Origin of the sequence: Dokdonella fugitiva (assembly GCF_014138265.1) — a bacterium.
In the GTDB taxonomy this organism is placed as follows: domain Bacteria; phylum Pseudomonadota; class Gammaproteobacteria; order Xanthomonadales; family Rhodanobacteraceae; genus Dokdonella_A; species Dokdonella_A fugitiva_A.
The window spans coordinates 1,282,108-1,295,316 of the sequence record NZ_JACGXL010000001.1 but is presented as its reverse complement, the minus strand read 5'-3'; the positions used below and the strand labels follow the sequence as shown (position 1 = coordinate 1,295,316).

The window sequence follows — 13,209 nt, the reverse complement described above, 5'->3', positions numbered from 1 at the left end:
TCAGTCGAAGCCGCCGGTGAAGATGCGCGGCTTGAGCTCCACCGACACGGAGCGGCGAACGCCGGCGATGTCGACGATCGCGGCACCGAGCGCGTGGCATGCGCCGGTCGCTTGCAGGTCGGCCCAGGCGTAGGCATCGAAGCCGTCGAGCCCCGGTTGCGGCAGCCATTGCGTACCGTCGTCGAACACGCTCGGATTGCCGAGCGCGAGCACGCCGGAGGCGATGCGCACCATCGGGCCGCCACCACCGGCCTGTGTCGCGATCGCCCACTGCGCACCGTCCCAATGCACGATCAGCGGACCGTAGCCGACCCCACCGGTGAACCAGCTGCCGCCGGCGAAGACGTCGTCGGAAGCGAGCGCGAGCACCGCGTTGAACTCGATCTGCTGGCCCGGCATCGGCACGGACGCCGCGAGCTCCCACGAGCTGCCGTCGCCGTGCAGGACGTACGGACTCGTCGACATGTCGCCGTCGCTGCCGGCGCCGACCGCCCAGAGATCGCCCGGGCGGCCGTCGATCGCCGCGAGCGACCAGCCGGGCGTGCCGGGCAGCGGGAACGGTGTATCGGCGAGTTCGAGCGACGAGCCGTTCCAGTGCAATGCAAGCGCGGGCCATTGCCCGCCCGCGATCCAGGAGCCGACGAACCAGACGTCGTCCGCGGCGACGACCTTGATGCCGGCGACTTCGGCGCCGGTACCCGAATGTGTCCGGGGTGCCGCCACTTCGGTCCAGGCGTGCCCATCCCAGTGCGCGATGAACAGCTGGCCACCGAAATAGAAGTCGTCGGACTGGCCGTCCTTCCAGCCGGCTGCCCAGACGTCGTCGGAGGCGATGCCGTCGATCGCGTTGAACCACACCTTCGCGCACGACGGATTCGGCGAGCAGGCTTCGGGGCTCGGCGTCGGCACGATCCTCCATGCGGCATCGGTGGCGCTGCGATGGTAGGCGAGCGAGAACGTCTGTTGCATGCCGATCACGCCGTTGTCGTAGCCGCCGACGAGCCAGCTCTCGCCGTCGTCGAACGCGCGCACGGCGTGCACGGTCACCGCGGTCGCCCCGTCGGGCAGGGGCAGTGGCTCGACGTTCCATTCGCCGCAGCCCGCGACCAGCGTTGGCGCAGGCGGCCCCGGCGGGGTGCCGTAGAGCGCGAACGCGAAGTCGAAATGACTGGGACCGAGCGCATCGCTGTGCGGCACCCAGGCGCCACCGGCGGTGTTGTCGCGCAGGTACACCGGACTTCCGAGCGGCGCGGTGTGGTGCGAGGACCAGATCGGCCAGTACGCAGGCGCGGCGTACTCGAGCTGCACCGAGATGAAATATGCGCCGTCCGCCTGGAACGGTTGCGGGAACGTGACGTCGATCGTCTCCTCGTGCCCGGTGTGGTTGAGGTCGTGCACGAATCGCGGGTCGTCGGCGTCGAGGCGGAAACCGTACCGTTCGTCGCCGGGCGAACCGTCCGCGTGTTTCGCGTACACGCGCACGCGCACGCCCGTCGAGAAGGCGCCGGCGCAGTTGAAGCAGTCGTGACCGTAGGCGACGACGCGGCGCACGAGGCCAGTGGCCTCGAAATCGTCGGCGACTTCCTGGTCGAACGCCGCGCCGGGACCGGTCACGACGATGCTGTCGCGCGTCGTCGTGTAGGTGTCGATCTCGTTGTACCAGAGGCGCTCGTCGGCACGCGCGCCCAAGGCGGTGAGCGCGAGCAGGGTGGCGACGATGCGCGCAGCAGGCATGGTGGTCATGGCGTACTCCCGGAGTCGACTGCAGCATCGGCAGTGCGCACGCCGCGTACAAGCGTGGCGTGGGGGAAACCACCCATGACGATCACGCGCGCGCAGCGGTCCATGAGACCGGATGGCGAGCGCGCAGCCTACTCAGTCGGCTCGCAGGGGACGCTCGGCGCGCAGTTCGAACGGCAGCGGATCGGGACCGACCGCACCGGCGGACAGGATGAACGCCATCGCCTGGTCGACGCTCCAGTCGGTCGCGACGAGGCGATCGAGCGGCACGATCTCGAGGTAGCCACCGGTCGGATTGGGCGTCGTCGGCACGTACACGGCGGCGAGTTCCGTGCCGCTCGCGTCGCGGAACACGCGCGTGACGAAGCCGATCGACTTGAGCTCCGGCGACGGGAAGTCGATCAGCACGACGCGCTGCGTACCCGTCGGCTTGTGCTGCAGCATCGTCATGAGCTTTTTCGCGCCGCCGTAGATGCTGTGCGCGACCGGGATGCGCTCGATCACGCTCTCGAACGCGCCGAGCATGCGCTGGCCGAACACGCGATTCGCGGCGAAACCCATCACGTACAGCGCGACGACGGTGGCGATGAACGCGAGCAGCGACATCAGCCATTCCTGGTGCAGGCGGCCGAGCGTTTCCGGGAACGCCTCGAACAGCGCGGACACCCACGGCAGGTTCACCTGCGACAGCAGCGAGAAGATCGACTTGAAGACGATCCAGGTCAGCCAGATCGGGATGAAGGTGAGCAGGCCGGTGAGCAGGTAACGCTGGACGTAGAGCGGTCGCATGGGGGAGGCGGGATCGGGGTCAGGGGCGCAGCGTAGCGGATCGGCGGTCGATCCGCGCTGCGCCCGCGCGTCACGGCGTACCGTCCGCCGCAGGCAACTCGCGCACGAGGCGGATGCCGACGTTCGCGTAGCCGATGTCGCCCGGCGCGCTGTCGATGCGGTCGAGGTTCGATTCCTCGTCGTCGTCGCGCCACGACAGGCCGCGGAAGCGATGCTCGCCGCAGTCCTCGCCGCCGCGGCCGCGGTTCGCGCAGACGTCGACCCATTCGCTGACGTTGCCGGCGATGTCGTGCAGGCCGGGCGCGCTCGTGCCGAAGCGCCCGACCGGTGCGGTGTGCTCGAAGCCGTCGTCGCAACCGCGGCGCGCCTCGATGTTGGCCGCGCGGCACGCCTTGCCGCTGCCGGCCGCGCGCGCCGCGGCGAGCCATTCGTTCGAACTCGGCAGGCGATAGCGCGCGCCGGTGCGCTCGCCGAGCCAGCGTGCGTACGCGACCGCATCGGCGAAGCTCACGCAGACGACTGGATGGTCGTCGCCCTGGTCGAAACCCGGGTGGCGCCAGTCGATGCCGCGCGAAGCGACGAGCGCGATGAGGTTCTGCGACGAACGGCAGCGCGCCGCGGTCCGGCCGGTCGCCTTCGCGAACGCGGCGTACGCGCCGCGCGTGATCTCGTTGACCGACATCGCGATCGACGGCGCGGAGCCGCGCGTCGCCGGCATCACCACCATCTCGGGACCGCCGTCGTCGCGGATCGCCGCGCCTTCGCGCACGCGCGCGGTCGCCTGCTCGAACGCGGCCTCGAGCGCCTTCGCCTGCGCCGCATCGATGCGCGCGAGGGCCGGCAGCAGCGGCTTGAGTGCGCGCAGTGCGCTCGCGTCGAGCGGGTCGCGCGAGCGTGCGCGACGCTGTTCGACCGCGTCGTGGACGGTCTTGGTGAATGCCGCATGGGCTTCGCCCGCGGCGGCGCCCGCGCGTGCGGCGAAATCGGCGGCCTGGTTCAGCGCGGTGGTCGCGTCGGCGGCGTGATCGTCGGCGATCGCCTTGCCGGCCTGTGCGCCGAGTCGATCGAAGATGCGTGCGATGCCCTTGCGCGCGTCTTCCTGCTGCGGTTCGGCCTCGAGCACGGCGAGATACTCGTCCGCCGCGCTCGCCCCGGTCGGCACGACGAGGCGGTTGATCGACATGAGGTCGTCCGCCTGCTGCAGGTGCTGCGCCCGCGCGCTCGCGACCGGGCCTTCGCTGCCCGCGGCGGCGTTCGTCGCGGACGCGTTCGTGCCGCCCTCCGCATGGAGCGCGGTGCGCTGCGCGACATGCGGCGACAGCGCGAGCAGCGCGACGAGCACGGCCGCCATGACGCCGGCGAGCGCGAGCGCGCGGCGCCGGCGCGGGATCGCGACGATGCGCTCGACGAGTGCCTTCCAGCGGCGGCCCAGACCGCTCGGCGAGATTGCGCGCATGCGACGACTGACGATGTCGAGCGCGGCGAGCATCTCCTCGGCGCTCTGAAAGCGCGAGTCGGGATGCTTCGCGAGCGCCTTGTCGATGAGCGGCTGCCAGACGCGGCGCGTCACCGGCAGGCGCGGCACCGGTTTCTCGATGTGCGCGAGCGCGACCGCGAGCGCATCGGCGCCCTGGAACGGCATCTCGCCGGTGAGCAGTTCGTAGCAGACCACGCCGAGGCTGTAGAAATCCGAGCGGCCGTCGATCGGCTGGCCGCGCGCCTGCTCCGGGCTCATGTAGCCGGACGAACCGATCGTCGCGCCTTCGCGCGTGACGCGTTGCTGCTTGGAGCCGGTCAGCGCGATGCCGAAGTCGGCCAGCATCGGCCGGTCGAGCTTGTCGAACAGCACGTTCTCAGGCTTGACGTCGCGGTGGACGATGCCGTGGTCGTGCGCGCAGCCGAGCGCTTCGACGAGCGCGCGCATGACCGCGAGCACGCGCTCGGGATCGTCGCGCAGGTTGCGCGTCGACAGGTCGCCGTTCGAGAGGTACGGCATCGTGTAGTAGATCTGGCCGGTCGAGGTGCGACCGACGTCGTGGATCTGCACGATGTGCGGGTGGTCTAGGCGCGCGATCGTGCGCGCCTCGTTCTCGAAGCGCCGCACGAGCTCGTCGCCCGAATGGTCGCTGGCCAGCACCTTGATCGCGACCAGGCGCGACAGCGATTCCTGGCTGGCGAGGTAGACGGTCGCCATGCCGCCCACGCCGAGCCGGCCGATCAGCCGATAGCCCGGAATCGTGAACGGTTGTTTGAGATAGGTCATGGCAATCGCGTGGCGTCAGGGTCACAATTCTATCGAACCGGCGACTTTGCGGCGCGGCCGCCACCGGGAAAACGCGGCGGACGGCACATTATCGACCGCCGGCATGGCCGATCGCCGTGGCCGCCGGACCGGAAACCGCGACGCGTCGCTCCGCAGGAACTGGACGTGGACGACGTGCCGGACAACAACCCCCCGCCCCTTCGAGACGCGCGCGCAGGCGCCACGCCCCTCGCGGTCGCGTTGATCGGCCTGCCGGGATCGGGCAAGAGCACGGTCGCGCGTGCGCTCGTCGCCGAACTCGGCCTGCGCCGCGTCTGCCGCGACGAGGTTCGCGCGGCGATGTTCCCGCAGTGCGACTACAGCTTCATCGAGAAGCGCGCGGCCTATCGCGGCGTGCTGCTCGCGGTCGAGATCAACAGCCTGCTCGGCCTGTCGAGCGTGATCGACGGCATGACCTTCTCGCGCCGCGAGGACTACGCGCGCCTGCGCGAACTCGCGCGCCAGCATCGCTTCGCGGTGATGGCGTTGCGACTCGACTGCGCGCCCGCGCTCGCACGCCGGCGCGTCGCCGAGGATGCGTTGCGCCGTGCGCATCCCGCGCGCGATCGCAGCCCTGAACTCGTCGACGCGGTGGCCGCGCGCTTCGAGGAGCCGCCGGCGGACGCGGTGCTCATCGATGCGGCGCTGCCGGCCGCGGATGTCTGTCGCCGCGCGGTCGAGGCGGTGCGCCTGCGCCTGCGCGGCGCACCGGCCTGAGTTCAGTCGACCGGCGCCGACGCAGTCTGGCCGGCCGGCGCGGCTGTGAACGCGACTTCGCGCAGCGCCTCGTCCGGCAATGCGTACGCGCTCGCGAGCAGGTCGCCCTCGTGGATGATTTCCGGGAACAGGATTCCGGACAGCGCCTGCACCGCGAAGATCTCCTGCACGCCGCCGGTGAACTTGAGCAGGGCGACCGTCTTGCCGGTGCCGATGTGCACCGCCCACACGCCGCTTTGCCGGTCCTTGTTGTCGTCCGTGATCTCGATGTCGGTGAACGCGTTCGTCTCGCGCAGCTGCGACAGGCCGACGAAGGCGATCGGGCCGAGGAAGTCGAGCCCGCGCGCGAAGCCGGGCACGCTCGCGAAGTCGGTCTTCTCTCCGGTCTTCGGGTCGATCGTCACGAGCTTGCCGCGGCCGGACTCGAGCACCCACAGGCGGTTGTCGTACCAGCGCGGCGAGTGCGGCATCGACAGGCCGCGCACGACGACCTTGTTGCTCGCCATGTCGAACAGCACGCCGCCGTCGCGCTTGTTCACGCGCCAACCCTGCGGTTCGTTCGTCTCGCCGAGCGCAGTGAGGTAGCGTGGGCGGCCGTCGCGCATCGCGAGCCCGTTCAGATGGCAGCGATCCTCCGGTGCGTAGTGGGTGACGCAGTTCGGGCGCCAGCGCGGCACGAAGCTCGACTTCATGTCGAGCGTGCACAGGCAAGAGAACAGCGTGTTCACGAACCACAGGTCGCCGTGCTTGTCCCAGGCCATCTCGTGGATGTCGATCGCGCCGGTGATGTGCGCGCGCCGCGCCATGTACACCGCGTCGTGGCGCGGCGGGTCCTGCAGGCGCTTGGCGACCGCGGGCATGTTGCGGAATTCGGCGATCTCGAGCGCGGTGCCGAGGGCGAGGCGCTGGTTGTCGGCGGCCATGCCCATCGGCCGCACGAAGTTGCGGAAATGCGTGTTGATGCTCGCGCCGTCGGGGCGCAGGATCACCAGCTTGCCGGCCTGGTAGGTGCTCACGACGAGACAGCCGCCGAGCTGGCGCAGCAGGTCGGGGAAATTCGTCGTGTGCACGCTGCCGAGGACTTCGGCGACGGTCTTCTCGGGCGCGGCGTCGGCGGCGGGCGCCGCGGGTGTCTCGTAGTTCGTCATGGCGGTTCGGCGGATGCGGGGTTCCATCGTGCCACACGGAGCGCGTGCTCCGCGTGCGATCACGCCGGCATGACCGGTTCCTTCAGCCGCGCGCCCTTGAAGTACAGCGCGCGCAGGTCGAGGCCGCGGTCGCTGCGCCCGATGTAGACGAAGCGCGGATTGAACCAGGTCGCCATGCGCCCGCGTTCGCGGAAGCGGTCGTTCTCGAGTTCGAGCAGGACGCCGATGCACGGGTAGTCGTGCGCGCGAGCATGTTCCTCGAGCAGCACGCACGAACGCTTGAGCAGCGACATCACGAGCGGGCTCGCGCGCCAGCGCGTGCCGACGAACGTGCGCCAGTAGTACATCGGCTGGCCGAGGCGCGGCGGAGTCATCGGCATCGCGGTGCAGACGCCGGCCACTTCGCCGTCGTGCGTGCGCGCGTGCATGACGACCTGCTTCACACGCTGGTCCATCGCCGCCTCGTCATTGAGCGCGCCTTCGGCGCGCCAGAACGCCTTGATCGCGGCTGCGTCGTCCGCGCCTACCTCGGGCCAGCCGACGACGAAGGTGAAGCCGCGATCGTCGTCGGCCGCGGTTTCGGGAGTGTCCACGAAAGCTTCGGTGGTCGTGCTCACGTCGGTGGCGTCCTGCACTGGAGTGTCCGGATGATGGCGCAGCGAGGCGCCGATTGCAGCCGCCCCGCGGGAGCGGGGCGGCTGTCGGTCGTGGCGTCAGAGCTCGAAGCCGTTCGCGAAGATCGAGTCGGGCAGGTCGAACTCGACCGCCCCGATGTCCGCCGCGGGCCCGAGGATGCGTGGATGTCCACTTCCTCGTTGGTCCACGGTGACGCCCGACGCGTTGTTGCCGACGTCGATGACCGCGCTGCCGTAGTTCGGCATGTTCGTCGCGGTCGGGCCGCCGTTGCTCGCGAGTGCCCTCAGCATCGGATCCGTGAGCAGGATCGTGCCGCCCGGAGTCACCATCGACGACGGGAAGTACACGAGGTTGGCCGCACCCGTGATGGTTCCACCGCCGCCGATGTCGTCCGCCAGCGGACCTCCGCCGAAGTCGACGAAGTTGCTCGCGATGATCGTGTTCTGCAGGTCGATCGTGTTCGCGTTGGGGATGCGCACGCCGACGCCGTACTTGGTCGACCCGCCGCTCTGAGTCCTGTTGAACGCGATCGTCGCGTCCTTGAAACTCGAGTCGCGGTTCCACAGCTGCACGCCGCCGGCACCCGTCGTGCACAACGCGGTATTGCTCGACACCGTGCTGCTGTACAGGGACGCGGGTTGCGTGACCGTGCCGCTGCCGACGAAATACACGCCGGCCGCGCGACAGCTCTGGTTGCCCGAGATCGTCGAACGTCCGACGGCCGCATTGCCCGTGAGATAGGTGCCGCCGCCCCAGGTGGACGCGTTGTTGCCCGTGATGCTGCTGTACTTGATGCCGGCCGACCCGCCGTTGGTTCCCGGTGCGCGCACCGAGCCGACCTGCACGCCGCCGCCGCTGCCTACCGAGCCGGACACGCTGTTGCCCGACACGGTGCTCCTCAACATGAAGAACTGGCCGGGGGTATACGCGCCGCCGCCGCGCGCCTCGAACGCCGACGAATGCGCCGTGCTCGCGGTGACGAGGCTGTAGCCCATCGTGATCCCTCCGGTCGCGTAGACGGCGCCGCCGCGGACCGGGCTGTCGACGTCGTTCGAGCCCGTGTCGCAGTACTTCGCCCATGCGTGGTTCATCGCGATCGAGCCCGCCGAAAAGAGGCATGCACCGCCCGCGTTGCCGATGTCACCGTCGTTGAGGTACTTCTTGCCGTGCGACACGATCATGTCGTTGACGGTCAACGTTCCGGTGCCGAGATGCCAGAACACGCGGTACATGTCGTTGCCGCTGACTTCGAGCGAGAGGATGCCCGGGCCCTGCACGGTCAGGTTGTTCACGCCGACGCTGATCGCGCCGCTGGTCAGCGTGATCGTGCTGCAGGCGAGCGCGGTCATGTCGATGGTGTCGCCGTCGACCGCCGCATTCACCGCATCGCGCAGACTGCCCGCACCCGAATCATTGCAGTTGGTGACCGGAATGCTCGTCGCCGGCACCGCCGGCGGTGTTCGGATCGCCCCGTTGACGGTGTTCATCACCATGTCGCGTTCGGCAAGCGACAAGGTCGGAGCAGCGGCGGTGGTGTGTGCCCCGGACGCCGGCAGCGGCGGTGGCACGTTGGCATGGGCGTGGGCGGGAACGAGCGCACTCGTTCCCAAGGCGAGCGCGGTCGCGAGGCAACTCGCGAGTGCATTGAGGCGCGGCGCATCGGCCGCGCGCTGTCTGAAGCGTTTCATGGAAGAGTCTCCCTGCTGGTGAACGACCTTGTTCTGCCCTCCGCTAGGGCTGCGCGGGCATCCCCCGGTATGCCGGCCGCGCACAAAAAGTGTAGCGCTTCTCACGATTTGTGATGAAGTTCACAGCGTCGCCGGATGAGAACCTGCGCGCGCAGGCCGGCCTCTCGCAGCTTGGCACGTTTCGTGCCGAGCGGGTGCGTGCATTGGCACGCTGGAGGAAGATACTAGGGCGAAGGCGTGCGGCTTGCCGCCGACGGGTCGGCAGGCGGTATCGGGCGCGAATCACGTTCCCAATGTGACGTGGTTCACGAAACGCGAGCCTGGCATCAGGTCGTGGGCTTGCGCCGGACGTAGAGCTGCTTACGCACGCGCGCGACGACCTCGCCGCCGGCCGTGCAGACCGCCGTTTCGCACCAGCGCAGGTACTTGCCGCCATCGGCGGTCGCGGCGCGGATTTCGTCGAGCAGGGCGTCGTCGAGGTGGAACGTGGCGTACACGGCCTCGCGGCCCGGCGCGACGAAGTCGATCTCTCCGGCCTTGTCCCAGACGATGTAGTCGCGACCGAGTCCGCGCATCACCAGGATCATCCAGAACGGATCGGTCATCGCGAACAGGCTGCCGCCGAACTGCGTGCCGACGTAATTGCGGTTGTACCAGCGCAGGCGCAGCGCGACGCGCGCGCTGCGCCAGTCCGCGCCGATGTCGAGCACGCGGATGCCGGCGAACAGGAACGGCGGCCAGATGTTCATCACGCGCCGAAGGCGCGACGGCGTCATCGTCATTGGTTTCATGGAGGGGTCCGGACAGGCGAGAGCGAAGATTGAAACACGAAGGACACGAAGGACACGAAGGAAGAGCAGAATCGCAAAACAAGCAGGGAGCACACGGAGGAAAGGCTTTCAAACGTAGGAGACATTCCCTGTCTTTGCTTTCTCCGTGTGTTCCGTGTTTCAAATCTCTGAATCCTTTGCTCTTCTTCGTGTCGGTCTTTCGCTTCTGCTTCCGCCTTGCCGCCCGAGCGCGCGCGTCGTAGTATCCGCGCCGCGTCCTGCGCCCCAGGGCTGCCGTAAGCGTTCACGTCAATCAACGCGCCAACGTCTCCGGTGTTGCCGGATTCATCGTGCTCCGCCTGCGGCGGACACGGGCGCCTTCGTTTGACCGGAAAATCCACAAGGACATCCATGAACGCTCCTTCCTCTCCCGCGCCGGCTGCGCCGGTATCGTTCGCCGCATTGCGGCACCGCGGTTTCCGCGCGTATTTCCTGTTGTCGGCGCTCGCGATGATGGCCGACAACATCGAGCACGTGATCAGCTACTGGGTCATCCACGAACGCTTCGATTCGCCGGCGCTCGGCGGCTTCGCGGTCGTGTCGCACTGGCTGCCGTTCCTGCTGCTGTCGGTGTATTCGGGCGCGCTCGCCGACCGCGTCGATCCGCGCCGCATGATCCAGCTCGGCATGGCGCTGTTCGCGAGCGTGTCGATCGCCTGGGGCATCCTGTTCGTGACAGGCGCGCTGCAGGTGTGGCACGCGGCCGCGCTGCTCGTCGTGCACGGCATGGCCGGCGTGCTGTGGGGGCCGCCGTCGCAGTTGCTGCTGCACGACATCGTCGGTCGCGAACACCTGCAGAGCGCGGTGCGCCTCAACGCGACCGCGCGCCAGCTCGGCATGCTCATGGGGCCCGGCATCGGTGGCGCGCTGCTGCTCTGGCTCGGCCCGAATCGCGGCATCCTCGTCAACGCGATGCTCTACCTGCCGTTCATCGCCTGGCTGGCAGTCGCGCCGTACGGGCCGAAGTTCCGCGCCGCGGGCACGGCGGTCGCGACGCGCGCGGTGCGCACGCTCGGCGACATCGCGCGCGCTCTGCGCGAGATATCGCACCATCGCGTGATCCTCTCGATGACCCTGCTGGCTGGCCTCGCTTCGCTGTTCGTCGGCAACGCCTACCAGGCGCAGATGCCGGGCTTCGCGCACGACCTCGGCCAGGCGAAGGCGGACTTCTTCTACAGCATGCTGCTCGGCGCCGATGCCGCCGGTGCGCTGACCGCAGGCATCGTGCTCGAGAGCCGCGGGCTGCTGCAGGCGCGTCCGCGCACGGCCTGCGTGCTCGCGATGGTCTGGTGCGTCGCGCTCGGCTGCTTCGCGCTCACGCGCAGTTACGCGCTGGCGATTCCGCTGCTGTTCGTCGCGGGTTTCGTCGAGCTGTCATTCAACGCGATGGCGCAGACGCTCGTGCAGCTCGACGCGCCGCCGGAGATGCGCGGTCGCGCGATCGGCGTATTCACCATGTTCGGGCTCGGCATGCGCACGTTCAGCGGCGTCACCGTCGGGCTCGCCGGCGCGCGCGTGGGCATCCACTGGTCGCTCGCGGCGAGCGCCGCGGCGTTGTTCGTCGCGATCGGCTTGCTGCAGTTCGCGCTGCGGCCACGCGCGCGTGGGGCGGCCTGAGCGCGCCGGCGCATTCCGCGTCGCGTGCGTGCGCAGGGTGAGCTTTGCCGCACCCCTTCCGGGTGGCGGTGCGCCAGGGCGCACCTACGTCGGGTGCCGCGGTTGCGCGGATCAGAACAGCAGCGAGGACATGCGCCGACGGTAGTCGCCGACGAGGTCGGCGTCGTCGAGCACGCTGAACGCGGCGATCAGGCGCTTCTTCGCCTGGCCGTCGTTCCAGCTGCGGTCGGCGCGGAGGATCGCGAGGAACTGGTCGAGTCCGGCGGCGGCTTCGCCGTCGATGAGCAGGCGCACGCCGAGCAGGTCGCGTGCCGTGTAGTCGTTCGGATCGCGCTCGATGCGCGCGCGCAGCTCGGCCGCGCCCGGCGCGCCCTCGAGTGAACGCGCGAAGTCGAGCTGGCCGCGCAGGCGCTTGGCACGATCGTCGTTGGCGAGGTTGGCCGGCAAGGTGTCGAGCTCGGCTTCCGCCGCGGCGGCGTTGCCGGCCTGCATCTGCGCGACGGCGAGGTCGAGCTTGAGTTCCGCCTTGTCGGGCTCGGCCGCGATCGCCTGCTGGATGCGTGCGATCGCCTGTTCCGGCGTCTCGTCGCGCGCGGGCTCCGCGGCCGCTTCGGTCGCGGCTTCGTTCGGCTGCACGTGGCGCGCGAGGAATTCACGGATCGCGCCTTCGGGCAACGCGCCGGTGAATGCGTCGACGAGCTGGCCTTCGCGGATCAGCACGACGGTCGGGATGCTGCGCACGCCGAACGACGCCGCGAGCGCCTGCTCCTTGTCGCAGTCGATCTTGGCGAGGCGCACGGCGCCGTTGAATTCGCCGACGACCTTTTCGAGCAGCGGGCCGAGTACCTTGCACGGGCCGCACCACGTCGCCCACAGGTCGACCAGGATCGGCTGGTCGAACGACGCATCGAGCACTTCGTTCTGGAAGTTCGCTTCGGTCGCGTCGAACACGTAGGAAGAAGGTGGGGTGGCGGACATTCGGCGGCTCCTCGATCGGGTCGGCCGCAGATTGTGCCAGCCGGCGTCGTTCGCAAGATGATGTCAAAAATACTTGACATCAAGACGTGTGAATGTAATGTATGAGTTACATCATGTCTGCTGGAGATGACGCATGCCACGCCATCGCGCGGGATTCGCAGGCCTCGCCGTCGTGGCGGCGGTGGCGACCTGGCTGCTGCTCGCGGGACCCGATCGCGTGCTCGGCATCGACGCCGGCAACGCCGGCGTGTTCCTGCTGATGGCGGTCGGCTGGGGCTCGCTGTATGCGATCTCGCGCATCCCGGACGGCGGACTCGGCGAAACGATGTCGCCGGGCGAATGGCGCGCTTGGCTCGGCCTCGCGTTCACCCTCGTGATCGCGGCGTACTCGCTCGTGCACGCGCCGGTGTTCCAGGGGCCGCCGTTGTGGCACAACCCCGACGCGAACCGCGTCGGCCGCAACGTCGTCATGCTGCTCGTCGCCTGGATGATCCTCGCGCGCGTGCTCGATGCGCGCTGGCGCCGCGGCGTGCGGCAGGACGAGCGCGACCGCGAGATCGAAGCGCGCGGCGCCGGTGCGGCCCGCCTCGCGCTCGTCGTCATCCTCGTCGGCTACGCGGTGCTGCTGTCGTTCTCGCCGACGGAGCGTCTCGACTGGGCCGTACCGCCGTTGATCGGCCACCTGCTCATCGTCGCGCTGGTCGTCTCGTGCGCGTTCGAGTACCTCGTGATCGGCTTCGGTTACTGGCGCGACCGGCGCTGAC

Annotated in this window: 11 protein-coding genes; 3 read left to right on the top strand and 8 right to left on the bottom strand. The window is 69.2% G+C overall.

The window, feature by feature from the left end:
- From FHW12_RS05930 to FHW12_RS05920, 3 genes are all read right to left on the bottom strand, one after another.
- The gene (locus FHW12_RS05930; protein WP_182530021.1) at window positions 1-1,743 is read right to left on the bottom strand and encodes a hypothetical protein; all 1,743 of its coding nucleotides are present in this window, start codon (window positions 1,741-1,743) and stop codon (window positions 1-3) included.
- A gap of 132 nt (window positions 1,744-1,875) precedes the next feature.
- Window positions 1,876-2,529: a DUF502 domain-containing protein gene (locus FHW12_RS05925; protein ID WP_182530020.1), complete on the bottom strand. Its 654-nt coding sequence runs from the start codon at window positions 2,527-2,529 to the stop codon at window positions 1,876-1,878.
- 70 nt (window positions 2,530-2,599) lie between these two features.
- Window positions 2,600-4,792 (bottom strand): bifunctional serine/threonine-protein kinase/formylglycine-generating enzyme family protein, encoded by a 2,193-nt coding sequence (locus tag FHW12_RS05920; RefSeq protein ID WP_182530019.1) that lies wholly within the window; start codon window positions 4,790-4,792, stop codon window positions 2,600-2,602.
- A gap of 165 nt (window positions 4,793-4,957) precedes the next feature.
- On the opposite strand from FHW12_RS05920, the gene FHW12_RS05915 reads away from it, so the two are divergent.
- Entirely contained in the window at window positions 4,958-5,548 is a 591-nt protein-coding gene (locus tag FHW12_RS05915) for an AAA family ATPase (RefSeq protein WP_182530018.1), read from the top strand.
- Window positions 5,549-5,550: 2 nt separating this feature from the next.
- On the opposite strand, the gene FHW12_RS05910 is transcribed toward FHW12_RS05915, so the two are convergent.
- From FHW12_RS05910 to FHW12_RS05895, 4 genes are all read right to left on the bottom strand, one after another.
- Entirely contained in the window at window positions 5,551-6,696 is a 1,146-nt protein-coding gene (locus FHW12_RS05910) for a TIGR03032 family protein (protein ID WP_182530017.1), read from the bottom strand.
- 59 nt (window positions 6,697-6,755) lie between these two features.
- On the bottom strand, window positions 6,756-7,289 hold the full coding sequence (locus FHW12_RS05905; RefSeq protein ID WP_182530016.1) for a hypothetical protein: 534 nt from the start codon (window positions 7,287-7,289) through the stop codon (window positions 6,756-6,758).
- Window positions 7,290-7,409: 120 nt separating this feature from the next.
- Window positions 7,410-9,020, bottom strand: coding sequence for a choice-of-anchor Q domain-containing protein (locus FHW12_RS05900; protein ID WP_182530015.1), 1,611 nt, complete (start codon window positions 9,018-9,020; stop codon window positions 7,410-7,412).
- A 326-nt stretch (window positions 9,021-9,346) separates the two neighbouring features.
- Window positions 9,347-9,796, bottom strand: coding sequence for a DUF4442 domain-containing protein (locus FHW12_RS05895; RefSeq protein WP_182530164.1), 450 nt, complete (start codon window positions 9,794-9,796; stop codon window positions 9,347-9,349).
- Between the two features lie 405 nt (window positions 9,797-10,201).
- Here FHW12_RS05895 and FHW12_RS05890 point away from each other — a divergent pair, with 405 nt between their 5' ends.
- Window positions 10,202-11,467, top strand: coding sequence for an MFS transporter (locus FHW12_RS05890; RefSeq protein ID WP_182530014.1), 1,266 nt, complete (start codon window positions 10,202-10,204; stop codon window positions 11,465-11,467).
- Between the two features lie 111 nt (window positions 11,468-11,578).
- Here FHW12_RS05890 and trxA read toward each other — a convergent pair whose 3' ends face one another.
- Entirely contained in the window at window positions 11,579-12,445 is an 867-nt protein-coding gene (trxA, locus tag FHW12_RS05885) for a thioredoxin (protein ID WP_182530013.1), read from the bottom strand.
- 133 nt (window positions 12,446-12,578) lie between these two features.
- On the opposite strand from trxA, the gene FHW12_RS05880 reads away from it, so the two are divergent.
- Window positions 12,579-13,208 carry a hypothetical protein gene (locus FHW12_RS05880; RefSeq protein ID WP_182530012.1) on the top strand — a complete coding sequence of 210 codons (630 nt, stop codon included), beginning with the start codon at window positions 12,579-12,581 and terminating at the stop codon, window positions 13,206-13,208.
- Window position 13,209 lies beyond the last annotated feature (1 nt).

Bases quoted from the DNA above. Each gene is read 5' to 3' on its own strand.
- FHW12_RS05930 (WP_182530021.1), bottom strand. From the start codon at position 1,743: ATGACCACCATGCCTGCTGCGCGCATCGTCGCCACCCTGCTCGCGCTC.
- FHW12_RS05925 (WP_182530020.1), bottom strand. From the start codon at position 2,529: ATGCGACCGCTCTACGTCCAGCGTTACCTGCTCACCGGCCTGCTCACC.
- FHW12_RS05920 (WP_182530019.1), bottom strand. From the start codon at position 4,792: ATGACCTATCTCAAACAACCGTTCACGATTCCGGGCTATCGGCTGATC.
- FHW12_RS05910 (WP_182530017.1), bottom strand. From the start codon at position 6,696: ATGACGAACTACGAGACACCCGCGGCGCCCGCCGCCGACGCCGCGCCC.
- FHW12_RS05900 (WP_182530015.1), bottom strand. From the start codon at position 9,020: ATGAAACGCTTCAGACAGCGCGCGGCCGATGCGCCGCGCCTCAATGCA.
- FHW12_RS05895 (WP_182530164.1), bottom strand. From the start codon at position 9,796: ATGACGCCGTCGCGCCTTCGGCGCGTGATGAACATCTGGCCGCCGTTC.
- FHW12_RS05890 (WP_182530014.1), top strand. From the start codon at position 10,202: ATGAACGCTCCTTCCTCTCCCGCGCCGGCTGCGCCGGTATCGTTCGCC.
- trxA (WP_182530013.1), bottom strand. From the start codon at position 12,445: ATGTCCGCCACCCCACCTTCTTCCTACGTGTTCGACGCGACCGAAGCG.
- FHW12_RS05880 (WP_182530012.1), top strand. From the start codon at position 12,579: ATGCCACGCCATCGCGCGGGATTCGCAGGCCTCGCCGTCGTGGCGGCG.